Origin of the sequence: Ottowia oryzae (genome assembly GCF_003008535.1) — a bacterium.
GTDB classification, from domain to species: Bacteria; Pseudomonadota; Gammaproteobacteria; order Burkholderiales; family Burkholderiaceae_C; genus Ottowia; species Ottowia oryzae.
Genome location: NZ_CP027666.1, coordinates 3,631,944 through 3,656,406, shown reverse-complemented (window position 1 = coordinate 3,656,406; position 24,463 = coordinate 3,631,944). Strand labels below are relative to the sequence as shown.

At 65.3% G+C, this 24,463-nt stretch carries 27 protein-coding genes; 20 read left to right on the top strand and 7 right to left on the bottom strand.

Annotated features, from left to right (window positions below):
- Nucleotides 1-21: 21 nt before the first annotated feature.
- From C6570_RS16750 to C6570_RS16685, 14 genes are all read left to right on the top strand, one after another.
- Nucleotides 22-561 carry a hypothetical protein gene (locus C6570_RS16750; RefSeq protein WP_106704233.1) on the top strand — a complete coding sequence of 180 codons (540 nt, stop codon included), beginning with the start codon at nt 22-24 and terminating at the stop codon, nt 559-561.
- Complete coding sequence (gene ubiB / locus C6570_RS16745) at nt 558-2,132, top strand: ubiquinone biosynthesis regulatory protein kinase UbiB (protein ID WP_106704232.1); 1,575 nt, start codon at nt 558-560, stop codon at nt 2,130-2,132. Before C6570_RS16750 ends, ubiB begins: the two co-directional genes overlap by 4 nt.
- Before the next feature lie 23 nt (nt 2,133-2,155).
- Complete coding sequence (locus tag C6570_RS16740; RefSeq protein WP_106704231.1) at nt 2,156-3,619, top strand: high affinity choline transporter 1; 1,464 nt, start codon at nt 2,156-2,158, stop codon at nt 3,617-3,619.
- Nucleotides 3,620-3,797: 178 nt separating this feature from the next.
- Entirely contained in the window at nt 3,798-4,163 is a 366-nt protein-coding gene (locus C6570_RS16735; protein WP_106704230.1) for an FmdB family zinc ribbon protein, read from the top strand.
- 26 nt (nt 4,164-4,189) lie between these two features.
- Nucleotides 4,190-4,951, top strand: a complete 762-nt coding sequence (locus tag C6570_RS16730; protein WP_425437933.1) for a DUF502 domain-containing protein — start codon at nt 4,190-4,192, stop codon at nt 4,949-4,951.
- Between the two features lie 21 nt (nt 4,952-4,972).
- Complete coding sequence (aspS, locus tag C6570_RS16725; protein ID WP_106704228.1) at nt 4,973-6,766, top strand: aspartate--tRNA ligase; 1,794 nt, start codon at nt 4,973-4,975, stop codon at nt 6,764-6,766.
- 99 nt (nt 6,767-6,865) lie between these two features.
- Nucleotides 6,866-7,195, top strand: coding sequence for an ElaB/YgaM/YqjD family protein (locus tag C6570_RS16720; protein WP_106704227.1), 330 nt, complete (start codon nt 6,866-6,868; stop codon nt 7,193-7,195).
- 79 nt (nt 7,196-7,274) lie between these two features.
- Complete coding sequence (locus C6570_RS16715) at nt 7,275-7,667, top strand: phage holin family protein (RefSeq protein ID WP_106704226.1); 393 nt, start codon at nt 7,275-7,277, stop codon at nt 7,665-7,667.
- A complete protein-coding gene (locus C6570_RS16710) occupies nt 7,664-8,059 on the top strand; it encodes a YqjK family protein (protein ID WP_106704225.1) in 396 nt (131 codons plus the stop codon). Before C6570_RS16715 ends, C6570_RS16710 begins: the two co-directional genes overlap by 4 nt.
- 45 nt (nt 8,060-8,104) lie before the next feature.
- Entirely contained in the window at nt 8,105-8,572 is a 468-nt protein-coding gene (gene nudB, locus C6570_RS16705; RefSeq protein WP_106704224.1) for a dihydroneopterin triphosphate diphosphatase, read from the top strand.
- Nucleotides 8,569-9,375 (top strand): endonuclease/exonuclease/phosphatase family protein, encoded by an 807-nt coding sequence (locus C6570_RS16700; protein WP_106704223.1) that lies wholly within the window; start codon nt 8,569-8,571, stop codon nt 9,373-9,375. Before nudB ends, C6570_RS16700 begins: the two co-directional genes overlap by 4 nt.
- Nucleotides 9,376-9,466: 91 nt before the next feature.
- Entirely contained in the window at nt 9,467-10,192 is a 726-nt protein-coding gene (folE, locus tag C6570_RS16695; protein ID WP_106704222.1) for a GTP cyclohydrolase I, read from the top strand.
- A gap of 2 nt (nt 10,193-10,194) precedes the next feature.
- Nucleotides 10,195-10,617 (top strand): BLUF domain-containing protein, encoded by a 423-nt coding sequence (locus tag C6570_RS16690; protein WP_106704221.1) that lies wholly within the window; start codon nt 10,195-10,197, stop codon nt 10,615-10,617.
- Between the two features lie 403 nt (nt 10,618-11,020).
- Entirely contained in the window at nt 11,021-12,223 is a 1,203-nt protein-coding gene (locus C6570_RS16685; RefSeq protein WP_123812287.1) for a hypothetical protein, read from the top strand.
- Between the two features lie 136 nt (nt 12,224-12,359).
- Here the strand turns inward: C6570_RS16685 and C6570_RS16680 are convergent, their stop codons facing one another.
- The gene (locus C6570_RS16680) at nt 12,360-14,063 is read right to left on the bottom strand and encodes a SulP family inorganic anion transporter (protein ID WP_106704219.1); all 1,704 of its coding nucleotides are present in this window, start codon (nt 14,061-14,063) and stop codon (nt 12,360-12,362) included.
- A gap of 149 nt (nt 14,064-14,212) precedes the next feature.
- Between C6570_RS16680 and C6570_RS16675 the strand changes: the two genes are divergently transcribed.
- Nucleotides 14,213-14,935 carry a hypothetical protein gene (locus C6570_RS16675; RefSeq protein ID WP_106704218.1) on the top strand — a complete coding sequence of 241 codons (723 nt, stop codon included), beginning with the start codon at nt 14,213-14,215 and terminating at the stop codon, nt 14,933-14,935.
- A gap of 332 nt (nt 14,936-15,267) precedes the next feature.
- Here C6570_RS16675 and C6570_RS16670 read toward each other — a convergent pair whose 3' ends face one another.
- Entirely contained in the window at nt 15,268-15,651 is a 384-nt protein-coding gene (locus tag C6570_RS16670; protein WP_106704217.1) for a glycine zipper domain-containing protein, read from the bottom strand.
- A 111-nt stretch (nt 15,652-15,762) separates the two neighbouring features.
- Nucleotides 15,763-17,241, bottom strand: a complete 1,479-nt coding sequence (locus C6570_RS16665) for a sensor histidine kinase (RefSeq protein ID WP_245896230.1) — start codon at nt 17,239-17,241, stop codon at nt 15,763-15,765.
- Between the two features lie 75 nt (nt 17,242-17,316).
- Between C6570_RS16665 and C6570_RS16660 the strand changes: the two genes are divergently transcribed.
- Nucleotides 17,317-17,949, top strand: a complete 633-nt coding sequence (locus C6570_RS16660) for a response regulator (RefSeq protein ID WP_106704769.1) — start codon at nt 17,317-17,319, stop codon at nt 17,947-17,949.
- Nucleotides 17,950-18,049: 100 nt separating this feature from the next.
- Here the strand turns inward: C6570_RS16660 and C6570_RS16655 are convergent, their stop codons facing one another.
- The 4 genes from C6570_RS16655 to gpmA form a co-directional block, all read right to left on the bottom strand.
- Nucleotides 18,050-18,424 (bottom strand): response regulator, encoded by a 375-nt coding sequence (locus C6570_RS16655; RefSeq protein ID WP_245896229.1) that lies wholly within the window; start codon nt 18,422-18,424, stop codon nt 18,050-18,052.
- 144 nt (nt 18,425-18,568) lie between these two features.
- A complete protein-coding gene (locus tag C6570_RS16650; RefSeq protein WP_106704215.1) occupies nt 18,569-19,330 on the bottom strand; it encodes a HesA/MoeB/ThiF family protein in 762 nt (253 codons plus the stop codon).
- Nucleotides 19,331-19,375: 45 nt separating this feature from the next.
- Nucleotides 19,376-20,812 carry a S41 family peptidase gene (locus C6570_RS16645; RefSeq protein ID WP_106704214.1) on the bottom strand — a complete coding sequence of 479 codons (1,437 nt, stop codon included), beginning with the start codon at nt 20,810-20,812 and terminating at the stop codon, nt 19,376-19,378.
- Nucleotides 20,813-20,929: 117 nt separating this feature from the next.
- On the bottom strand, nt 20,930-21,673 hold the full coding sequence (gene gpmA, locus C6570_RS16640; RefSeq protein ID WP_106704213.1) for a 2,3-diphosphoglycerate-dependent phosphoglycerate mutase: 744 nt from the start codon (nt 21,671-21,673) through the stop codon (nt 20,930-20,932).
- A 158-nt stretch (nt 21,674-21,831) separates the two neighbouring features.
- Between gpmA and C6570_RS16635 the strand changes: the two genes are divergently transcribed.
- The 4 genes from C6570_RS16635 (at nt 21,832) to C6570_RS16620 (ending at nt 24,211) form a co-directional block, all read left to right on the top strand.
- Complete coding sequence (locus C6570_RS16635) at nt 21,832-22,239, top strand: rhodanese-like domain-containing protein (RefSeq protein WP_106704768.1); 408 nt, start codon at nt 21,832-21,834, stop codon at nt 22,237-22,239.
- A 41-nt stretch (nt 22,240-22,280) separates the two neighbouring features.
- Entirely contained in the window at nt 22,281-22,544 is a 264-nt protein-coding gene (gene grxC / locus C6570_RS16630; RefSeq protein ID WP_106704212.1) for a glutaredoxin 3, read from the top strand.
- Nucleotides 22,545-22,671: 127 nt separating this feature from the next.
- The gene (gene secB / locus C6570_RS16625; RefSeq protein ID WP_106704211.1) at nt 22,672-23,133 is read left to right on the top strand and encodes a protein-export chaperone SecB; all 462 of its coding nucleotides are present in this window, start codon (nt 22,672-22,674) and stop codon (nt 23,131-23,133) included.
- A gap of 49 nt (nt 23,134-23,182) precedes the next feature.
- Complete coding sequence (locus tag C6570_RS16620; protein WP_106704210.1) at nt 23,183-24,211, top strand: NAD(P)H-dependent glycerol-3-phosphate dehydrogenase; 1,029 nt, start codon at nt 23,183-23,185, stop codon at nt 24,209-24,211.
- Nucleotides 24,212-24,463: the final 252 nt, after the last annotated feature.

Genomic DNA, 24,463 nt, shown 5'->3' with positions numbered 1-24,463 from the left:
TGCCCAGTAATAATGGGGACTATGGCAACACAGTCCCCTTTTTCTTTGCTGGCCGACGCGCTCGGCAAGCTCACCGACAACCTCAAGGCGCCCGCCTGGCTGGTCGATGAAGTCCAGCATCGGCTGGTGCTTTTCTTCAACCACGTGCTGATGCAAGAGCCCGAGGCGCAGGCGCGCCTGGTCAAGCAAAAAGGCCGCGTGGTGCGCGCCCAGTGGCGCGACTTTGCGCTGCAGCTGCGCGCCACGCCCGCCGGGCTGTGGGAGCTGGCGCCCGCGGCCACGCCCGATTTGCTGCTCACGGTCACCGACACGTCGCCGCTGGATCTGGCGCGCAGCGCCATGCGGGGAGAACGCCCCGGCGTGCGCATCGAGGGTGACGTGCAGTTCGCCGCCGAGGTGAACTGGCTGGTCGACCATGTGCGCTGGGACGCCGAGGAAGACCTGTCGCGCGTGATCGGCGACGCGCCCGCGCACACGCTGGGCAACATCGGCCGCAGCATGGCGCAGGCCCTGCGCACCTTCGTCAGCAAGCTGCCAGGCCAGGGCAAGGCCGACGCATGAAGCGCTTGCTGCGCGCCGCCTACATCGTGTGGGTGGCCTTGCGCTATGGGCTGGACGAACTGGTGCTGACCAGCTTTCAGCGACCCGACCTGCGTCTGGCCGCGCGCATCGCGTCGTTTGGGCGCGATTTGTCGGCCCCGCGCGGGCAGCGCCTGCGTGAGGCGCTACAAAAATTGGGGCCGATCTTCGTCAAGTTCGGCCAGGTGCTGTCCACCCGGCGCGACCTGCTGCCCGCGGACATCGCCGATGAGCTGGCGCTGCTGCAGGACCGCGTGCCGCCCTTTCCGGCCGAGGAGGCCATCGCCATCATCGAGCGGTCTTTCCGCAAGCCGATCAGCGAGATCTTCCTGAGCTTCGACCGGGAGCCGGTGGCCAGCGCGTCGATCGCGCAGGTGCATTTCGCCACCCTGCGTGACGAGAACGGACGCGAGCGCGAGGTAGCGGTGAAAGTGCTGCGCCCCGGCATGCTGAAGGTCATCAACCAGGACATGGGCCTGATCCGCATGATGGCCGCGTGGGTAGACCGCCTGTCGCCCGACGGCAAGCGCCTCAAGCCGCGCGAGGTGGTGGCCGAGTTCGACAAGTACCTGCACGATGAGCTGGACCTGGTGCGCGAAGCCGCCAGTGCCGCCCAGTTGCGCCGCAACATGGCCGATTTGCATCTGGTCATGGTGCCGGAGATGTTCTGGGACTGGATCCGCCCCGAAGTGCTGGTGATGGAGCGCATGTACGGCGTGCCGGTGGGGCAGGTCGAGCGCCTGCGTGAGGCCGGGGTCGATCTGAAGCAGCTGGCGCGCGATGGCGTCACCATCTTTTTCACGCAGGTGTTTCGCGACGGGTTTTTTCACGCCGACATGCACCCCGGCAACATCATGGTCAGCGTGCAGCCGGCAACCTTCGGGCGCTACGTGTCGCTGGATTTCGGCATCGTAGGCACGCTGACGCAGGTCGACAAGGAATACCTGGCGCAAAACTTCAGCGCATTCTTCCGGCGCGACTACAAGCGCGTGGCCGAACTGCACGTGGAAAGCGGGTGGGTGCCACCCAACACCCGCATCGACGAGCTGGAATCGGCCATCCGCAGCGTCTGCGAGCCTTACTTTGACCGCCCGCTCAGCCAGATATCGCTGGGGATGGTGCTCATGCGGCTGTTCCAGACCTCGCGCCGCTTCAACGTGGAAATCCAGCCGCAGCTGGTGCTGCTGCAAAAGACGCTGCTCAACGTGGAAGGCCTGGGCCGCCAGCTGGACCCTGAGCTGGATCTATGGGCCACGGCCAAGCCTTTTCTTGAGAAATGGATGCTGGAGCAGGTCGGTCCCAAGCGGTTCTGGAACGAATTGAAGGACCAGGCGCCGTATTACGCCAAAATGCTGCCCGATTTGCCCCGCCTGCTGCACGGCTACCTCAGCCAGCGGCCGTATGCGCAGACGCAGGCTGAGCTGATCGACATGCTGCGCGAGCAGCGCCGCGCCAATTCCCGCCTGAGCGCCTTGCTGTACCTGGCCGTGGGTGTGTTGCTGGGCCTGGTGGCCATGCAGGCGTGGGTCTGGGTACGCATTCATTTCTTCTAGCAACGGATCTCTGGCGGGTGGGCATGAACTGGACGCTTTTCATCTTTGTCATGGCCTACCTGGTGGGCACGCTCATGATCGGTGTGCTGGCCGGCCGCCGCATCAAGACCACGTCCGACTTCGCCCTGGCCGGGCGCAACCTGCCGCTGGTGATGATCGTCACCACCACCTTCGCCACCTGGTTCGGTGCCGAAACGGTGATGGGCATCCCGGCCAAGTTCGTGCAGGGCGGCCTGCACGCCATCGTGGAAGACCCCTTCGGCGCCGGCATGTGCCTGATTCTGGTGGGCGCCTTCTTTGCGGCCAAGCTGTACCGCATGAACCTGCTGACCATTGGCGACTACTACCGCCAGCGCTACGGCAGGGGGGTGGAGGTGTTCTGCTCGGTGGCCATCATCCTCAGCTACCTGGGCTGGGTGGGGGCGCAGATCACGGCGCTGGGGCTGGTGTTCAACGTGCTGTCGGGTGGCGAGATTTCGACCACGCTGGGCATGATCATCGGCACCATCGCCGTGCTGGTGTACGTGGTGGTAGGCGGCTTTCTGGCCGTCGCGTGGACCGACTTCATCCAGATGATCGTGCTGGTGGTGGGCCTGACGGTGATCGCCGTCTTCTCGGCCGATCTGGCTGGCGGCGCCGACAAGGTGATTGACCTGGCCCGCAGCCGCGACATGTTCCGCTTCTGGCCCGAGCCCACCTTCAAGGAGATTGCCTTCTTCATCGGCGCGGCCATCACCATGATGCTGGGCAGCATTCCGCAGCAGGACGTGTTTCAGCGCGTCATGTCGGCCAAGGACGCGCGCACCTCGCAAACCGGCGCCATGGTGGGCGGCGCAGCGTACATCCTGTTTGCCTTCGTGCCGATGTTCATCGTCACCGCGGCGGTGGTGGTCATGGGCAACACGGCGCTGGACATGGTGGGCAACGACTACCAGAAGGTGCTGCCCACCTTCATCATGGGCCACATGAACCTGGGGCTGCAGATTCTGTTCTTTGGCGCGCTGCTGTCGGCCATCAAGAGCACCTCTTCGGCCACGCTGCTGGCGCCGTCCACCAGCTTTGTCGAAAACATCCTCAAGAACATTTATCCGCGCATGAGCGACCGCCAGTCGCTGGTCGCCATGCGGGTGACCATCCTGGTGTTTTCTGTGGGCGTGCTGGTGTACGCCATCGCCATGGAAGGCACGTCGATTTATGAGCTGGTGGCCGGCGCCTACCAGGTGCCGCTGGTGGGCGCCTTCGTGCCGCTGGTGATGGGCCTGTACTGGCGGCGCGCCACCACGCAAGGCGCGGCGCTGGCGATGCTGCTGGGCCTGGGCACGTGGGTGCTGTTCTTCCCCCAGGTCACCGGCTGGGGCAATGCCTTTCCGGGGCAGCTGGCGGGGCTGCTGACGGCCTTCGTGGGCATGGTCGCGGGCTCGCTGGCGCCGCAGTGGCTGCCGAACCAGCACGCTGCCACCGCACATCTGCCGCCCAAGGCGGCCTGACTTCACTATCTAATTGATAGCTGTTGGCGCTGGTGCAGCCTGCGCCAGGTGCTGATTTCGTGCTGATTTTGGATGATTGGCCACGCCCGCCTGCGGTGTGCGCTGCGCCGCCCGCGCAGCGCGGGGCCGGTTTTATAATGATGGGTTTTTCGCGCCTGTGCGCGCCTGAGTCCCAGTCATGCCGATCTACGCCTACAAATGCACCTCCTGCGGGGCCACCAAGGATGCGCTGCAGAAGATGTCGGACCCACCTCTGACGGTGTGCCCGGCCTGTGGCAAGCCCACCTTGCAAAAGCAGGTGACGGCGGCGGGCTTTCAGCTCAAAGGCTCGGGCTGGTACGTGACTGACTTCCGTGACGGCGGCAAGAGCGGCGCCAGCACGGGTGACGGCGTGGCGGCTTCCCCGGCAGCCGCGCCTGCGGGCGATGCGCCTGCCCCGGCCCCTTCGCCCGCTCCGGCCTCATCCAGCCCCGCACCGGCTGCGGCGCCATCGCCTTCGCCCGCCCCGGCGCCCAGTTCGGGCGGCGGCACGGCCAAGGGCTGACTGCCACCGAGTTTTTGCCCACCATGATGTCCCGCCTGCGGCAGTACTTCATCACTGGCCTGCTGGTGTGGTTGCCTATGGGCGTCACCGTCTGGGTGCTGCTGTGGATGCTGGGCATTCTGGACGGCATCTTCCTGGGCGTGCTGGCCGCCGCCGAGGCGATGATCCCCGGCTTCGAGCCCCTGGCCGACCGCCTGCGCCACATACCTGGGCTGGGGGTGCTGCTGGTGGCGGTGGTCATCTTCGCCACGGGCCTTTTCGTGGCGAACATGTTCGGCCAGTGGTGGCTGCGCCAGTGGGACCGGCTGATGACGCGCATCCCGGTGGTGCGCAGCATTTATTCCAGCGTCAAGCAGGTGTCGGACACGCTGTTTTCGGGCTCTGGCCAGGCCTTTTCCAAGGCGCTGCTGGTGCAGTACCCGCGCCAAGGCGCCTGGACGATCGCCTTTTTGACCGGCAAGCCCGGCGGCGAAGTGGCCCGCCTGCTGGACGGCGATTTCGTCAGCGTGTACGTGCCCACCACGCCCAACCCCACGTCGGGTTTTTTCCTGATGGTGCCGCGCAAGGATGTGGTCGAGCTGAAGATGAGCGTGGACGAAGCGCTCAAATACGTCATCTCGATGGGCGTGGTCGTGCCGCCGCTGCGCGAATCGCGCCCTGGCGAGCCGGCGCCTGTGCCGCAGGTGCCCGGCGTCACCGGCCCCGCGCAGCCCCGCGAAGGCCCCGCGCCCGACGCGCCCTTGCAGAATCCCCTGGCCGACCCCGCAGCGGCCCGCCCTGAACTCTGAATTCCTGAAAGCCAAGCAGCTATGTCGATGCGAACCCACTATTGCGGTCTTGTGACCGAAGAACTGACCGGCCAAACCGTGACCCTGTGCGGCTGGGTGAACCGCCGCCGTGACCATGGCGGTGTGATCTTTGTCGACCTGCGCGACCGCGAGGGCTACGTGCAGGTGGTGTGCGACCCCGACCGCGCCGAGATGTTCGCCGTGGCCGAAGACCTGCGCAACGAATTCTGCGTGCAGGTCACAGGCTTGGTCCGCGCACGCCCCGAAGGCACGGTCAACGACAGCCTCAAGAGCGGCAAGATCGAGGTGCTGTGCCAGGAGCTGAAGGTGCTGAACCCCTCGGTCACGCCGCCGTTCCAGCTGGAGGATGAGAACCTGTCTGAAACCACGCGGCTGATGCACCGCGTGCTGGACCTGCGTCGTCCCTACATGCAGCGCAACATGATGCTGCGCTACAAAACGGCGATCCAGGTGCGCAACTTCCTCGACAAAGAGGGATTCATCGACATCGAAACGCCCATGCTGGGCAAAAGCACGCCCGAAGGCGCGCGCGACTACCTCGTGCCCAGCCGCGTGCACGACGGCGAGTTCTACGCGCTGCCGCAGTCGCCCCAGCTGTACAAGCAGATGCTGATGGTGGCTGGCTACGACCGCTATTACCAGATCACCAAGTGCTTCCGCGACGAAGACCTGCGTGCCGATCGGCAACCCGAGTTCACGCAGATCGACTGCGAAACCTCGTTCCTGAACGAGCAGGAAATCCGCGCCATCTTCGAGCGCATGATCCGTGAGGTGTTCCAGACTCAGCTGGGCGTTGACCTGGGCAGCTTCCCGCTGATGACCTACCAAGAGGCTGCTTACCGCTTCGGCTCCGACAAGCCCGACCTGCGCGTGAAGCTGGAGTTCACCGAGCTGACGGAAGTCATGAAGGACGTCGACTTCAAGGTGTTCTCGGGCGCGGCCAACATGAAAGGCGGCCGCGTCGTGGCGCTGCGCGTGCCCGGCGGCAGCCATATCTCGCGCGGCGAGATCGATCAATACACCGAGTTCGTCAAGATCTACGGCGCCAAAGGTCTGGCCTGGATCAAGGTCAACGAAGTGGCCAAGGGCCGTGATGGCCTGCAGTCGCCCATCGTCAAGAACATTCACGACGCAGCCATTGCCGAAATCCTCCAGCGCACTGGCGCGCAGGATGGCGATCTGATCTTCTTTGGCGCCGACAAAGAAAAAATCGTCAACGATTCGATTGGTGCACTGCGCCTGAAGGTGGGCCACAGCGAGTTTGGCAAGAGCACCGGCCTGTTTGAAAGCAAATGGGCGCCGCTTTGGGTGGTGGATTTCCCCATGTTCGAGCACGACGAGGAGAGCGACCGCTGGGTGGCGGTGCACCACCCGTTCACTTCGCCCAAGGACGGTCACGAAGACCTGATGGACACCGACCCAGGCCAATGTCTGGCCAAGGCCTACGACATGGTGCTCAACGGCTGGGAGCTGGGCGGTGGCTCGGTGCGTATCCACCGCGCCGACGTGCAGTCCAAGGTGTTCTCGGCGCTCAAGATCAGCCCGGACGACGCCCAGCTCAAGTTCGGCTACCTGTTGGACGCGCTGCAGTACGGCGCACCACCCCACGGCGGCCTGGCGTTCGGCCTGGACCGCCTGATCACGCTGATGACGGGCGCCGAGTCGATCCGCGACGTGATTGCCTTCCCCAAGACGCAACGCGCGCAGGATCTGCTGACGCACGCGCCCAGCCCCGTGGACGAAAAGCAGCTGCGCGAGCTGCACATTCGTCTGCGCAATCCGGCTGGCGCCTGACGGCAAGCGGCGGTGCTGCAACAGGCTTCGGCGCCGTCCTACGTGGGCAGCCCGTGCGCTCTGTTACGATGAATTTTTCGTTCCGAAGGAGTGAATTCCATGTCTTACACGTCTGATCTGGCGGACTCCGCCATCGAAACCAAAGAACAACTCGTGTCCAACCTGCGCCGCGTGATTTCCGATGCAGAAGACCTGCTGGCGGCCACCGCTGGCCAGACCGACAGCCGCGTGAACGAGCTGCGTGCCCGCGCCCGAGAGAACCTGAACGTCGCCCGCGAAAAGCTCGCCGATGCCGACGCCGCTGTGCGCGCCCGCGCACGCCAAGCCGCCACCGCGACGGACGAATACGTGCACGACAACCCCTGGTCGTCGATCGGTGCCGCCGCCGCGCTGGGCATCTTGATTGGCGTGCTCCTGGGCCGTCGCTGATCCGAGTTGATCGGACTGCTCCGCAAGCACTCATGCCTTCGCAGGGAAGGCTGAAGCTCCCAATCCATTGATTCATCCCATGGCCGACGATTCAACCCACTCCGGCCGCAGCGAAAGACGCGTGCGGGGCTGGTTGGCGAACGTTCTCGAACTGGCAGAAGTTCGGCTCGAACTGCTGACCATCGAGGCCCGCATCGGCCTGCAGCGCCTGATTCTGGTGTGCGTGGTCGGTGTGCTGGGCGCCGTCATGGCGGCGTTCGGCGTCATTTTTCTCGCCCTGCTGATCACCGTCTGGCTGTGGGACAGCCATCCGCTGTTGGCGTTGGGCGTTTTCACAGCGCTGTTTCTGGGCGGCGGCATCGTCGCGCTGCTGACGGCGCAGGGCAAGCTCCGCGGCCTGGTCGAGATGTTTGGCGCCACGCGCGACGAGCTTCGCCGCGATCAGCAACGCCTTCGCGGAGACGCGCCGTGAGGGATGCGCCTGCTCCTGATGATGCAGCGCAGCCGGACGAGGTTGCGCGCGCGCAGGCCGCTCGCCATGTCAGGCGCAAAAAGATCGATGTCGACGACGATCTCCTGTCGCGGCGCGATCAGCTCAAACTGCGATCCGACTATTTGCGCAACCAGCTTTCGTTCAAGGCTGGGCGGGTTCAGCCTGTCTTTCGCGCCGCCGACCGGGTGGCCGACGGCGCGCAGTGGGTGAAGGCGCACCCGGGCCTGGTCGCCGTCGCCGTGGCCGGGCTGTTGGGCGCGGTGATCGCCAGGCCACGCGCCTTCATGCGGCTGGGCTCCCGCGCCTTCGCGGCGTGGCAGATGGTGCAGCGCACGCAGCCCTTGGTGCGTGCCTTCATGCGACGCGGCTGAGCGGATCGGCAGCGCATTCTGCGGGCGGGCTGCGCGGAGGTGGCCATGCGCTACAAAATTCCCCAATCCGTGCTGGTGCTCATCCACACGCCGGCGCTGCAAGTGCTGATGATGCGCCGTGCCGACAGCGCCTCAGACTTTTGGCAGTGCGTGACCGGCAGCAAGGACGAGGAGGGCGAGCCATTCGCCCAGACCGCGACGCGCGAAGTGCTTGAGGAAACGGGTATCGACGCCACCGGCCCGGATTGCCTGCTGCGCGACTGGGAACTGCAGAACGTGTACGACATTTACCCCCAGTGGCTGCATCGCTACGCGCCGGGCGTGACACGCAACGTCGAACGCGTATTCAGCCTACGAGTGCCGACCGGCATCAGCGTCACACTCAACCCCAGAGAGCACACGCATTACCGCTGGCTGCCCTGGCGCGAAGCGGCCGACTGCTGCTATTCGCCATCTAACGCCGAGGCCTGTTTGCTGCTGCCGCGCTTTGCTGGCGCAGGATTGAACGCATGAACCCCACGCATCTTCTCCCTGATGACGCCGCACCGCCGGACGCCGATCCGTATCTGTTGCGGGTGGCCACCTACAACATTCACAAGGGCGTGCAGGGTGTGGGCCCGGCGCGTCGGCTGGAGATCCACAACCTGGCGCTGGCCGTCGAAACACTGGATGCCGACATCGTTTGCCTGCAAGAAGTGCGCGCCATGAACCGCCGAGAAGCCAGCCGCTTCTCAGGCTGGCCCGACAAACCGCAGGCGGAATTCCTGGCACCCGAGGGCTACGAGGCCGTGTACCACACCAACGCGGTGACGCGCGACGGCGAGCACGGCAACGCGCTGCTGTCGCGCTGGCCCATCGTGCGGTACAGCCACGAAGACATGTCCGACCACCGTTTCGAGCAGCGCGGGCTGCTGCATGTCGAGCTGAAAGTGGCGGGTGTCAACGTGCATGTCATCGTCGTGCACTTTGGCCTGCTGCCCGCCAGCCGCGTGCGCCAGGCAATTCATTTGCGCCGCTACGTGGCGCGCGAGATCCCGCTGGATGCGCCTGTGCTGGTCGCCGGCGACTTCAACGACTGGGGCACGCGCGTGCGCCAATTGCTGGGGGTGGATTCGCTCAACGCGCTGGAAGGGCCGCGCACCTTGACGTACCCGTCGCGCTTTCCGGTAGCCCAGCTGGACCACATCTATGCGCGCGGGCTGCACCCGCTCAGCTTGGCGGCGCCGCGCGGGCGCATCTGGAGCCGCATGTCGGACCATTTGCCACTGATCGCCGAGTTCCGCATGCACGGCGCGCTGCCTGAGTCGCGCTTCTGATGCTATATAAAAAGTAGCTGCTTGCGCAGGCGGTGATTGCGCAAGCGGCGTTTTTGTTCATAAGGCAATGCTGCTACCATCGCCCCACACCATGAAGCCCGAACCCGATCTGCCTGCCGCGCCCGATCCGTCCGATCAAGGCGTTCCCATGTCCGTGAAGATCCGCGAGCGCCTGCAGGCAGCCAAGCGGCGCTTCAACGCCAACGACAACATCGCCGAGTTCATCGAGCCGGGCGAGCTGGACAAACTGCTGGACGAAGTGACGCACCAGATGCAGGGCGTGCTGGACAGCATGGTGATCGACACTGCCGACGACCACAACACGCGCAGCACCGCGCGCCGCGTGGCCAAGATGTACTTGACGGAGGTCTTCAGGGGCCGTTACGTCGCGCCGCCCACGATCACCGAATTCCCGAACGCCGAGCGCCTGAACGAGCTGATGATCGTCGGCCCCATCACCGTGCGATCGGCCTGCAGCCACCATTTTTGCCCCGTGATCGGGCGGCTGTGGATCGGCGTGATGCCCAACGAACATACCAACGTCATCGGCCTGTCGAAGTACGCGCGCCTGGCCGAATGGATCATGGGTCGCCCGCAGATCCAGGAAGAAGCCGTGGTGCAACTGGCCGACCTGATTCAGACCAAGACCAAGCCCGATGGGCTGGCGCTGGTCATGGAGGCCACGCATTTCTGCATGGCGTGGCGCGGCGTGAAGGACATGGACAGCAAGATGATCAACTCGGTCATGCGCGGCGTGTTCTTGAAAGACATGAACCTGCGCCGCGAGTTTCTTTCCCTGATTCCGCAGAGGAGTTGAGCATGCTGGTCCGTCTGCTTTACGCCAGCCGCGCCGTGGACACCTCGCCCGCGGTGGTCAGCGGCATCCTCGCCTCTGCCCGGCAACACAACCAGGCTAACGGCATCACTGGCGTGCTGGCATACGGCGGCGGCGTGTTCATGCAGGCCATCGAGGGCGGCCGCCAAACCGTGAGCGAGCTGTACGGCACCATCCAGCGCGACCCGCGCCACAAAGACGTGCTGCTGCTGCACTTCGAGGAAATCCTGGAGCGCCGCTTCGGCGGCTGGAGCATGGGCCTGGTCGACGTGGGCCGCGTGAACGCGAGCGTGCTGCTGAAGTACTCTGAACGGGCTGTGCTCGATCCCTACGCCGTCTCGGGCAAGGTGTCGATGGCGCTGCTGGAAGACCTGATGGCCACGGCGAACATCGTCGGGCACACTTGATTGCTACTGAAGCTGTAGCGTTTGGCGCTCATTGTGCAAGCGCTGAGCGGCCATTGGCTTGTGATTCATCTATGGGTTGAAGCTGCAGCCAAAGCCTGAGCTGGCGGCTCAAAACGCCGTAGCGAATGCTTCACAAACCGGCGATCCGCACCACCCGCGCCGCAATCCAAGCGTGCGTACACCCGTACCCTGACCCGCCCCGTTTCTTCGAGCACTGTGCGCCGCGTCGCCCGCTTGACCATCCTGTAACAGCGCTGCGGTGTCGCTGTCTCAGGCATGTCTGGCGTCTGATCTGCGCAAGGGTTGATGGCGCGTACCGTGATGTTTTGCGCGTTGCGGAGCGACCCAATGGCCTTGCCACAGGCCGATAAGACGCGATTCCTTACGATTGGACATGCCTAACATGCACAAATCTGATTGCACGCCGAGTGCCTCGCGTCTGGCAAGGGCCTTGCTGGCCACAGCCATCGTGTGCACGGCGATGCCGGCATTGGCCGGTAACCACGCGCCGTCGGGCACTTCGGGCGCCGTGTCCACCAGTCAGGACAGTACCTATACCTTCCAGGTTGCAGATTTCGGGTTCAGCGATCCCAATGATGCACCGGGCGACACGCTCCAGGCGGTCAAGATCACGACGCTGCCCGCCCAGGGTGCGCTCACACTGAACGGCGTGCCAGTGATGGCGGGGGCGCTGGTCGCGGCGACCGATATCGCCAGCGGTTTGCTCCGCTACACGCCGGTTGCAGGCGCGTCTGGCGCGCCCTACAGCAGCTTCACCTTTCAGGTGCAGGACAGTGGCACGGGCAATACCAACACGGTCACACTCCTGACCAACCAGAGCGCTGTGGCCACCGCGCTCAACAACAGCAGAACGGCAACGGCAGCGCTGCCCACTGCGGGCCACCCGAACTTGGCGGTGGTGGGTACCGTGGACTCGGGCGCGAACGTCTGGTCCACCTGGCAGCCGTCGGTTGCGACCGTCACATCGACACTGTTCAACGCCAGCGTGACCTATCCCACCAGGTACCTTGACGAGATCAGCATGCCTTCGGCGCGCGATTCGACCTGGGAATTCCGCAACAACGGCGCGCCAGCCACGGCCACCGCATTGGCTACGGCCACCACCACCTACACCTATGTGTTCGGAGTCGCCGGCCTGGGCGGTTCAACGCTGGACAACCAGACCACCACTTCAAGCGTGCCTCTATCGGTGATCGGCAATGGCGACGCCTTTGGCACCAATTTCTACGCTTATCTGGATGGGCAGGACACCAACATCGGCACCAACCCCGCTGCGTTGGGGCTGACGGGCACTGTTATCTCCACCAATCCGGTGTCGCCGGCAACTTCACAGGGGTACACCTTCTTTTCATTGCCGGCTGGCGTGTCCAGCATCAGCCTGCGCGAATCGGGCGATGATGCGCATGGCATTGTGTTCGGCGTAGTGGAGACGGCATTGGCTGCCACGCTCGATCCGACGGCCAAGACGCTGACCATCAATGTGGCCGGCGTCGCGCCGGTGCCGCTGCTGGGTGGTTGGGGGCTGCTGGCGTTGGCACTGGCCTTGCCGGCCTTGGGCTGGCACAGGCGGTGGCGACGAGGCTGAAACGCCCAGAGCCATGGCGCTGGGGCGCTGTGACCTGATGGGCACGGTGCTGGCTTTCGGCGCTTTCTTGCTTCAATAAAGATAGCTGCCGGCGCTTGTTGTACGGGCGGGAAAGAGCGATTCCTTCATAAGTTCTCTAAATAGCCGCGCCTGGCAAATCCGACGGGTCTGGCGCTGCCGGCGGGAGGTTCAATCGGCGCAGCGCCTCAATGGCTTCGCCGTCCGTGCGGTACAGGTGCAACCAAGGCTGCGGCGCCAAGGCGCCGGCTGAAAGCAGCATTTTTTCGACTGGCAGCTTCATTCCACTGAAGTGCAAGGTGATGCGTTGGTGGTGCAACTGGCTCATCAGGCGCAGCAGCACTTCAGTGCCCGTGGCGTCGATGCGGTTGATGGGCTGAGCGAACAAACATATATCCTGCGTGCCAGGGTGCGCGCTCAGCCACTCACTCACGTAGCGCTCGAACTGGCCGGCGGTGGCAAAGTCCAGCGCCGCATCCATGCGCAATGCCAGTGTGTGCGGCGCCAGGGGTGGCAGATGCCACAAGTGCCGGTCACGCAGACTGCCGTCGGGGTGCAGTCCGATCTCGATGATGCGTGGGTGCAGGCGCTGGTACAGGAACAGCGACAGCGACATCAGGACCCCAGTCAGAACCCCCCAGTACAGCGCAGGCGCGGCTGCCAGCGTGACGGCGAAGGTCAGCAGGGCAATGACCGCTTCCACCCTGGAAATGCGCCAAAGCCGCGAGAACTCCCGCGGCTTGAGCAAGCCCACCACCGCTGCCACCACAATGGCTGCCAACACCGAATGCGGCACCGGCCGCAGCACCGGCGTGAAAAACAGCAAGGCCATCAGCACGACCACCGTCGAGAAGATCGTCGCCCAGCCCGTCTGCGCGCCCGCGTAGAGGTTGAGCGCCGAGCGCGAAAACGATGAGCTGGTGGCGAAGGCGCCCGAGAAGCCGGACGCCAGCTTGGCCAGGCCCTGGCCGATGAGGTCTTGGTCCTGATTCCAGCGCTCGCCTTTGCGCTCGCTGTCCACCTTGGCGGAGGACGCGGTCTCCAGAAAGCTGACCAAGGTGATCACCAGCACCGGCATCACCAACTTGCCCAGCGTGTCCCAGCCCGGCCAGCCCGGCACATGCAACCCGGGAAGGCCGCTGGGCAAAGGCCCAACCACCTTGCCGCCGTGGCCTTCAAATCCGATCCAGCGACTGATGGCGGCGCTCGCAAGCACGATCACCAGCACCGTCGGAAAGCCCGGCTTCCAGCGCCGCACGCCCATCAGCAGCGCCAGCGTGGCCACGCCGAAGCCGGCGGCCGTCCAGTCGACCGCCGGGGCCTGCCACATCGCCCGCCAATCGCCAGAAAAGCCGAGCATGGGCGGAAGCTGCGACGCGATGATCAGCACCGCCGCGGCCTGCGTGAAGGCCATCAGCACCGGCGCGTTCACCACATTCAGCAGCCAACCGAAGTGCGCCCAGCCCAGCACAACCTGCATCAGCCCCGACAGCAGCGCCAGCCAAACGGCCAGCTGAATCCATTCGGCGCTGCCTGGCTGAGCCATGCCGGTCAGCGAGGCGCCAATCAACAGGGCAGACAACGCGGTGGGCCCGACGGACAGGCGCTGCGACGAAGAGAACAGCACCGCCACCAGCGCCGGCAGGATCGATGCGTAGATGCCCGTCACCGGCGGCATGCCCGCCAGCTGCGCATACGCCACGCTTTGCGGAATCATCATCAGCCCGACCGTCAGCCCCGCCAGCGCTTCATTGCGCAGCAACGGGCCCTTGGGCATCGGGTGGCCCAAGAATGGCATCAGGCGAATCAACAGGGCGGGCATGGCGAATCCGGCTGCGTAGGCGTGCAAGGGCCTTCGCGCGTTATACATATTGCGGTGCCGAGCATACTTGGCCCACGCTACGCGGCGGTAAGTGCGCATGCAAGCCCTTAGCCGCCGGCCCCGACGACCGCCTGAACGGAGACATTGCCATGAAACCGACCGTTTCGACCGCGCTGCTGCTGGCGCTGCCCTTGGCGGCCGGCGCCCAAGCCATTCGCTGCACCGACCCGGCGACCGGTAAAGTCCTCTACACCGACCAGCCGTGCAAGAACGGCGCGCTAGTGGTGCCCAAGCGCACCGAAGAAGAGTTGCGCCAAGACGCGCAAGCAGCGCAGGAAGCCCGCGAACGCCGCGCCGAGCAGCGCGAGCAGGCGGCGCAGGCGCGCGAAGCCCAGCGGCGGGAGGCGGCGCTGATCGAGGCGGCCAGGCCACCGGCACCCGCTTCGCCGGCTGAGACGGCCGAATGCCGCGCCGCGCGCGCCGACGCCGACTTTCGCGCGCGAAGCAACACCGCCACGGCCGAGCAGATCCGCACCGCGCGCTACAACGCCGCCCTCGCCTGCGGCCAGCAGCCCCCGGCCGACGTGATCGTGGTTCAGCCTGAGCCCTGGGGCGCCGTGCCCCCGCACCGCCGCCCGCCGCCGGGCTACGGGTGGGGGCAGGGCGGTTACACGCCGCCAGTGGATCCGCAGCGCCCGCCGCGCCCCACTTACAGCGGTGGTACGCAAGACAATCGCGCGATTCCCATAGCGCCGGTGCGGCCCGCGGTGGCGCCGTCTCCGTCGCAGTCAGGCGGTGCCGGGGTGTCAGCGCCGCGAGGCAACGGCGCATCGCGGACGGACGATAGCCTGCCCGTTGCGCCGGTTCGCTAGCTGTTGCTGAGGTCTGAGGCGAGCGCGAGCTTACCGCGATGTATTGGTGAACGCCCGAGTGGGTCGTTGCGCGGGGGCAGATCCCCTTTGCCTGCCAGAACGGTGTGGCGGCCATGACCGCACTCCGGGCGCGCGGTCAGCAGCGTGCCGGTGCCACTCATAGGGGGAGCCGCACAAGGATAGGAGCGGGTGGGCTGGCGGCGCTCGTCAGCGCAATCACCAAAACAAATAGGCCGGTAACCGGCCTATTTGTTCAAATGCTGATCTACTATCGTAATGATAGCTGCCAGCGCTGATTACACCAGCGCTGGAGGATGATTCTCTTTAAAGAATCAGCGGCGGCGGCCCAGCAGCAGCGCCACCAGGGCGCCGGCTGCAGCGGCGATGGCCATGGATTTCAAAGGTTGATCTTGCACGTAGGCGCTGGTGCGGTCAGCGTACTCGTTGACTTTTTCGCGGGTCTGCTCGCGTGTTTGGGCGGCGGCAGCCTTGCCGCGTGCGGCCATGTCCTGCACGCGCGACGACACTGCGTCAATGGCCGGGCGGATGTCGTCACGCAGCGTGCGCACCTTGGCATCGGCCTTGTCCAGTGCATCGTTCGCCAGGGTGCGAGCGGTTTCCACGCCGCGCTCGGCCTTGTCCGCGAGGCGCTCGGTGGCCGTGGCAGCGTCGTCCGCCAGTTGGTTGACAGTGTCTTCAGCTTTGCTGGATGGCATGGTGTGCTCTTTCGTGAAAGTTTGGAATCGATTGCTGAGCGCTGTGCCTTTGTGGAGGCTTGCGCAGGCTAAGTGATAGGTTAGCCGATTCACCGGGCGTTGGCATCGTCCTCAGCCCGCGACCGTTGTGCGGGATTGCGCGTCGTTCGTGTAGGAATCGGATGACATGTGCATGTCGTCCATGGCGCTGGCCAGCTCGCCCTGCGGCTTGCGCTGCTGCCGTGGGATGGTCGCTGTGATGCGCGTGCCCTGGCCCGGTGCCGAGGTTACGTCCAGGCGGCCACCGCACGCCTCGATGCGGTGGCGCATGCCCACCAGCCCATGCGAGGCGTGGGGCGTCAGCCCAGGGTTGAAGCCGATGCCGTCGTCGGTGACGGACAACTCAACGTGGTACACGTAATTTTTCAGCGTGACGGTCACGCGCTTGGCTTGCGCGTATTTGCCGATGTTGGTCAACGATTCCTGAACGACGCGGTAGATGGTCAGGTCGCTGGTGTCGTTCAAGGTGACGGGCTCGAGCGCGCTTTCCATCTCGATGTGCGAGCGTTCGCCAAATTCGCGCAGCAGGATTTCCAGCGAAGCCATCAACCCCAGGTTCGACAGCGAGGACGGGCGCAGGTCTTCGATGATGCGCCGCTTGAGGGCGATGCCCTGGTTGAGTGTTTCGGTCAGGTGCTTGACGCGGTCGGCCAGCTCGGGCGAATCGCCGGGCAGGCGCGACTTGAGGCGCGCCACATCCAGCTTGGCGGCGGTCAGCAGGGCCCCCAGCTCGTCGTGCAGCTCGCGCGCCAGGTGCGCGCGCTCGTCCTCGACCGCATGCTGCAGGTGGGTGGCCAACTCGGTCAGGCGGCTGGTGCGCTCTTGCACCTGCGACTCGAGCGCATCGCGCTCGGCCTCGAGTGAGCGGTTGTATTCCTCGTCGTTGCGCTGCATCTGGCGCGTTTGCTGGGTATAGAGCACGAACGCGAAAAGCGCCGCCAGAATGCCCGCCGCCAGCCCAAAGCGGGTAACGTTCAGCAGGCGAAAGATCTCTACGCGGTTGTCCACCACTTGCTCGGAAGCGGACTCGATCAGCTGGGCGCCCAGCGCGCGCGTGCGCTGCATTTCGTCCAGGCCGACGTTGGTGCTCACCACGAAATTGGCGGCATCGGTCTTGTTCTGCCCGCGCAGGCGAATCACCAGATCCATCTCGCCAAACTTCTGCGCCACGGCCTTGGTGAGATCGCTGGCTTCCTCGCGCATATCGGCATCCAGTGCCACCGCACCATCGAGCTGGCGCACGTACTTCTGCACCTCGTCCTTGGATCTGCGGTACGGCGCGAGATAAGCGGTGTCGGCGGTCAGCACATAGCCGCGCTGCGCCGATTCGGCCATGGCCAGCTCGCGCAGAAGCGAATTCACGGTGCGCAGCAGCTCGCTGGACACGCGCACGGACTGCAGCATCGACGCGGTCTGGGTGTGGGCGCTTTCGTTGATCAGCAGCATGGCACCTGCGGCGACAAAACCGACGACCAGCGCCGCCCGCATGCGGCGGCTCATCTGACCAGGCTTGGATGGGCTGGGGCGGTTGAAAAAGGTTTTCAGTGACATGGTGGGGTGCGACTAAGATACCCCAGTATGAAACCCGCCGCGCTGGTCGCGGCCCTTAGCATTCCCGGAGGCGTGATGATCAGAGTAGGTATTGTGGATGACCATGCGATTGTCCGATCGGGGTTGAAGCAGTTTTTTTCCGAGCACGTAGATCTGCGTGTGGCAGGTGAGGCCGCCAGCGGCCGCGAGGCGATTGACTTGGTGCGTACCACCGAGTTGGATGTGCTGGTGATGGATTTGTCCATGCCGGGCCAAAGCGGCATTGACGCACTGGCCATGATTCGCGCCAAGGCGCCGGACGTCGGCATCCTTATTCTTTCCGGTTACCCGGAAGAGCATTACGCGATGAACCTGATTCGCCAGGGCGCCAGCGGTTACTTGAACAAGGAATGTGATCCGGGCGAAATCGTCGAGGCGATCCGCACCATTGCGCTGGGCAAGCGCTACATCACGCCGACGGTGGCTGAATTGCTGGCCCAGCAGCTCAATCGCAAGAGCGATGCGCTTCCGCACGAGCATTTGTCAGAGCGTGAGTTTCAGGTGTTCCTGAAGCTGGCCAAAGGGCAGACAGCCGGAGACATCGCGGATGCGCTGTCGCTGTCAGTGAAAACCGTCAGCACGTACCGCACCCGGTTGATGGAGAAAATGGGTTTGAGCTCGAACAGCGACCTGACCTATTACGCGCTGAAGAACAACTTGATCGATTGAAGTTGGGTGGCCGGTGGATGTGCCCATTCGTGTGGGAATGGGCCATGGCCAAGCCGGTCTTGCCTCGGCACGGTGCTCTAAGCGGTGCGCCACCCACGCGTCAGCGAGAGCCGTTCTGCAGATCCAGGCAGAACTCGATCAAGGCATCGATGTCCGTTGACTTGTCGAAAACCGCGTCCACGCCCAATTGGGTGCAGCGAGTGCGAATATCGGGCGTGGCGTAGTTTGTCAGCACCACCACCTTCTGGTGGGCGTTGCGATCCTTGCATGCCTGAATCACGCCCAGCCCGCTGCCTTGCTTGAGGAAAAGGTCAACGATGGCCAGATCCCACTGGCCGTCCGGGCTGGTCAGCCAGCCGCTGCCTTGCTCTTCGGTTTCGGCAAACCCAATGGACGCGACGCCGCCGAGTTCTTCCAATGTTGCGACAAGGTTCTCCCGTATGGTCGGGTTGTCTTCAACGATGTAGGTACGCACAGTTCGGTTGCCAGGCATTGGGATTCGTCAGGAAGAGTGTCGCGCGCGTGCGGCCTTCACGACATGTTTTTGAGCTGACTCAGTTTAGGTTCGCATGCAGCGGACCCGTGACAGCAAGTGCATGGCCTGCCTGTAGGAGTGCGCCTACGCCGCTGGGTGGGAAGACCCGCACACCTCGCACCCAGGTTGGCGGTCAATCCGAATCTGCGTGAACTCGGTTCGCCGCACGTCCACCATCAACAGACGGCCCACCATCGCGCTGCCCATGCCGCTCAGCAGCTTCAACGCCTCGGCAGCCTGAAGCGTGCCCACGATGCCCACGAGGGGCGCGAACACGCCCATCGTTGCGCAGCGCACTTCTTGGACGGCCTGCGACGGCGGGAACAGGCACGCGTAGCAGGGCGAAGCCGGGTCGGACGGATTGAAAACAGCCATCTGCCCGTCAAAGCCGATGGCCGAGCCAGACACCAGCGTGGTGCCCGTGCGCACGCAGGCCAGGTTCAGCGCCTGGCGCGCGGCGAAGTTGTCGGTGCAGTCGACGGCGACATCGACGCCCTGCAGCAGGGATTCCAGCAGCGCTGCATCTGCCCGTTGCTGCACGGCGGAGATGGTGATGTCGGCGTTGATGGCCGCCATCGCGGCGCGCGCCGATTCGACCTTGGGGCTGCCCACGCGGGATTCGGTGTGGACGATCTGGCGTTGCAGGTTGGTCAGATCGACCGTGTCGTCATCCACCAGCGTGATGTGCCCCACGCCCGCACTGGCAAGGTAGAGCGCCACGGGCGAGCCCAGGCCGCCCGCACCGAGGATCAACGCATGAGAGTCCAGCAGTCGCTGCTGGCCTTCAACCCCCAGCTCATCCAGCAGGACATGCCGGGAATAGCGAAGCAGCTGCCGATCGTCCATGGCCAATGAGCGCCGGGCCCGCGCTGGCGGCGGCCCGGCAGACGCTCAGTCCTCGTCTTTCGGCGGTTCCTTGCGCTCAACCAGCGTGGTGCTGACTTTGACCGGCTGGCCTTTCAGCTTGGCCAGGGCCTGCTGTAGCTGGAAGTCCTTGTCGCTGCCATATTCCGGCAGGCGGCGCTCGCTGGCGGGTTTGCGCGACTCGGCTTCAAGGCGCTTGAGGGCCTCTTCGCGCTCTTTCTCCAGCACAGGGTCCTTCTTGTCAGGCTCGCTGCCGACCAGGTGCTTCTCAAGATCGGCTTCGCGCATGCGCAGCACGGCGTACGGGCTGCCTTCGGCCGTGTCGTCGACCATGATGTCCGGCACGATGCCCTTGGCCTGAATGGTCTTGCCGCTCGGCGTGTAGTAGCGCGCCGTGGTGATCTTCAGCGCCGTGTCTGGGCCGAGCGGGCGCACGGTTTGCACCGAACCCTTGCCGAACGTCTGGCTGCCCATGATGGTGGCGCGCTTGTGGTCCTGCAGCGCACCGGCAACGATTTCGCTGGCAGAGGCAGAGCCTTCGTTGACCAGCACCACCATCGGCACGGTCTTGAGCGCCGCAGGCAGTCGCTTGAGCGGATCGGCCCCGCGCCGGCGCATGTAATCTTCGGGACGGGCCTTGTAGATCGCCTTGCTTTCTTCGATTTGGCCGTTGGTGGACACCACCGTCGCGCCTTCGGGCAGGAAAGCCGCCGACACGGCCACGGCCGCATCCAGCAAGCCGCCCGGATCGTTGCGCAAATCCAGCACGACGCCCTTGATGTTCGGGTTTTTCTTGTACGCGTCTTCGACCTTGCTGACGAAGTCGTCCACCGTGCGTTCTTGGAACTGGCTCAGGCGTACCCATAGGTAGCCCGGCTCCACCATCTTGACCTTGACCGACTGCGTGCGGATTTCTTCGCGGGTGATGGTCACGGTGAACGTGCGGTTCTCATCGCGGCGCAAGATGGTCAGGCGCACGGCCGTGCCAGGCTCGCCACGCATGCGCTTGACGGCTTCGTTCAGCGTCAGGCCCTTGACCGGCGTGTCGTCCACGCGCGTGATCAAGTCGCCAGGCTTCAGGCCGGCGCGGTCGGCTGGCGAGCCTTCGATGGGCGACACCACGCGCACCAGGCCGTCTTCCTGGGTGATCTCGATGCCGACACCGACGAAGCGCCCGGTCGTGCCTTCACGGAATTCCTTGAAGCTCTTCTTGTCGAAGTACTGCGAATGCGGATCCAGGCTGGAAACCATGCCTGAAATCGCATCGGTGATGAGTTTCTTCTCATCCACCGGCTCAACGTAGTCCGACTTGATCATGCCGAACACCGCGGCCAGCTGCTGCAGCTCTTCCAGTGGCATGGGCGCGAGCGAGCCTCGCGCGACGGTTTGCAGCGACACGGTGGTCAGTGCGCCGGCCAGGGCGCCCACGGCAATCCAACCGGCGATCTTGGTTTTTTGACTCATGGTGTAGCTACTTTGGGGTGCGAACGCCCAATATACAGGGGGAGAGAGCTTTGGGTTGAGTGCGGGGCTGCAAGTTCCGTGGCGCAGGGCGCCCATTGCGCTGCGGCCCCGCGCATGTCAGGTCTTGCCCTGGCTGGCCACCGCGGCGGCCGCTGCCTGGGCGGCCTGCGCGTCGCCCAGATAGTAGTGCCGGATGGGCCTCAGGTTGTCGTCCAGCTCATAGACCAGCGGAATGCCGTTGGGGATGTTGAGCTCGACGATGTCCTGGTCAGAGATGCCGTCCAGGTACTTGACCAGCGCGCGGATCGAATTGCCGTGCGCGGCGATCACCACGCGCTTGCCCGAACGGATGGCCGGCGCAATGGATTCGCTCCACAGCGGCAGCACGCGCGCCACGGTGTCTTTCAGGCACTCGGTCAGCGGCACTTCTTCCGGGGCCAGCTTGGCGTAGCGCGGGTCGCCCCGCTCGCTGCGCGGGTCGGTGGGCGCCAGCGGCGGCGGCGGCGTGTCGTAGCTGCGGCGCCAGACCAGCACCTGCGCGTCGCCGTATTCCTTGGCGGTTTCCGCCTTGTTCAGCCCCTGCAGCGCGCCGTAATGGCGCTCATTCAAACGCCAGTGCTTGACGGTGGGCAGCCAGCGGCGGCCCATGGCGTCCAGCGCCAAGTCGAGCGTGCGGATGGCGCGGGTCAGCACGCTGGTGTAGGCGATGTCGAAGTCGTAGCCGCCGTCCTTGAGCAACTGGCCGGCCTGGGTGGCCTGCGCCACGCCGGTGGGCGTGAGGTCCACGTCGGTCCAGCCGGTAAAGCGGTTTGCAAGGTTCCAGGTGGATTCACCGTGGCGGATCAGGACGAGCTTGTACATGCGGGACAGAGGGTGCGCGTGGCGCGGGGCCACAAAACGAGAGGGCCATTTGCGCCGCCAGGGCGGGCGCAAACCGAGCATTCTAGAATCCTTCCGAAATTGGCGGGGGCGTTTGGGCCTGCCGGCCTGACCCCAAAACCTTCTGAGGACGTTTGAACGTGAACTTCATATTGGCAAATTGGATGCTGATCCTGGTGGCGCTGGCCTCCGGCGGCATGCTGTTGTGGCCCTCGCTGACGGGCGGCGGCGGTGCCGGCATTTCGCCTGCCGCTGCGGTGCAGCTGATCAACCGTGAGCGCGCCGTGGTGATCGACGTGTGCGACCCGGCCGAGTACACCGCCGAGCATGTGGGCGGCGCCAAGAACATTCCGCTGGCCGAGCTGGAAGCCAAGCTGCCCACCACCGTGAAGAACAAGGCCACGCCGCTGGTGCTGGTGTGCGCCTCGGGCATGCGCGCCGGCCGAGCCGTGGCCGTGGCCCGCAAGCTGGGGTACGACAAGGCCGATGCCCTGTCCGGCGGCCTGAAGGCCTGGCGCGAAGCCAATCTGCCGATCGAGAAGGCGTGAGCGCCGCGCGCGCCCGCTCACATCACCCCCAAGGAATCTGCATGCAAGCCGTCAAGATGTACGCCACCGGCACCTGCCCCTACTGCATTCGCGCCAAGCAGGTGCTGCGCAGCAAGGGCGTCAATGAGATCGAGGAAATCCGTGTCGACCTGGACCCCCAAGCGCGCGTGAAGATGATGGAAATCACCGGCCGCCGTACCGTGCCGCAGATCTTCATTGGCGACACCCACGTGGGCGGCCACGACGACCTGGTCGAGCTGGACCAGCGCGGCGGCCTCGATCCGCTGCTGGCCGGCCAGGCCTGAGCGCCGGGCCACCCTGAGATAATGCCGTGCCATCGCCTTGCGGCGGCCCTGCGCGCCACGCGCAGCCGGGCAGGCCGGCGCGGCGAACTGCATTCTTTTTCCATCTTTCCCTGAATCGAGAAATCACATGGCTGACCAGGATCCCGTGTTCAACATCCAGCGCGTTTACCTCAAAGGCGCTTCGCTGGAGCAACCCAACTCGCCCGCCATCCTGCTCGAGCAAGAGCAGCCGTCGGTGGACATCAACCTGGGCGTGAACGTCGAGAACGTGGCCGACGGCGTGTTTGAAGTCACCGTCACCGCCACCGTGCAGACCAAGATCCAGGACAAGACCGTGTTTCTGGTCGAATGCCAGCAAGCCGGTATCTTCGAAATCCGCAACGTGCCCGAAGACCAGATGGGCGGCCTGATCGGCGTGGCTTGCCCGCAGATCGTCTACCCGTACCTGCGCGGCAACGTGGCCGACCTGATCCAGCGCGGCGGCTTCCCGCCCGTGCACCTGGCCGAGATCAACTTCCAGGCCATGTACCAGCAGCAGCAGGAAGCCGTGGCCGCATCGCAGGGCGGCAACGCCCAGCTGACGCAGTAATTTCAAGCCAAATCGGCCTCGGGCGCAGGTCCAGTCAGCGCAAGCAGCTATGAAAATCATAGTCATCGGTGCGGGCGCCTGGGGCACCGCCGTGGCCGTCAGCGCCGCGCGCAACCCCGGCGGGCACCAGGTGGTGCTGTGGGCGCGCGATCCGGCGCAGGCCGAGGCCATGGCTGCGGCGCGTGAAAACGCCCGCTACTTGCCGGGCATTCCGCTACCGCGCGAATTGCACCTGCGCGGCGGCGCGCCCGACGACGGCCTGCTCGCCGCCGTGCCGCAGGCCGACCTGATCATCATCGCCACGCCCGTTGCCGGGCTGCGCCCCACGCTCGAGTTGCTGCAGGGCACCGACGTGCCCATCGCGTGGCTGTGCAAGGGCTTCGAGGCGGTGCGCGACACCGGCGCCGCGCGCCCCTTCGGGCTGATGCCGCACGAAGTGCAGCGGCAAGTGGCGCCCGCCTTGCGTGCCGGTGCCCTGAGCGGCCCCAGCTTTGCGCAGGAAGTGGCCCGCGGCCAGCCCACCGCCTTGGTGGCCGCCAGCCGCGACGCCGACGTGCGCCGCGCCATGGTTGAAGCGCTGCACGGCCCCACGGTGCGCGTGTACGGCAACGACGACCTGGTGGGCGTGGAAGTGGGCGGCGCCGTCAAAAACGTGCTGGCCATCGCCACCGGCTTGGCCGATGGCCTGAACCTGGGCCTGAACGCGCGCGCGGCCCTCATCACCCGCGGCCTGGCCGAAATCGCCCGCCTGGGCGTGGCACTCGGCGCGCGGCCAGAGACCTTCACCGGCCTGTCGGGCCTGGGCGATCTGGTGCTGACCGCCACGGGCGACTTGAGCCGCAACCGCAAGGTCGGCCTGCTGCTGGCCGAAGGCCGCACGCTGGATGAGGCCGTGCAATCGCTTGGCCACGTGGCCGAAGGCGTGTACAGCGCCCGCACCGTGTGGCAGCGCGCGCAGCACCTGGGCGTGGAAATGCCCGTCACCGAATGCGTGGTGGCGCTGCTCGACGGGGCGCTAAAGCCCGTGGAGGCCGTGGCCGCGCTCATGGGGCGCGACCCCAAGGGCGAGCTGCTGTAGCTTCGGCGGCCTCTTGCCTGCGACGACGTTGGCGGGCTTTCGCGCCGCGCATTCAGTGGCCGCACCGAACCGACCCAAGCCATTGAAAGTCGCTGTGGCCGGTGCACGCCCACGCATCATGGTGATGTGAACCCAGGCTCCTGCAGACCCGAGTGGCGCCGCGTCGTTGCGGCGCTCGGCAGGCGCGCTCGCGCACCGTGACCGCCGCGCCGGATCGCCGTATGATCTCGCCCCGGCGCCTGGCCCACACCG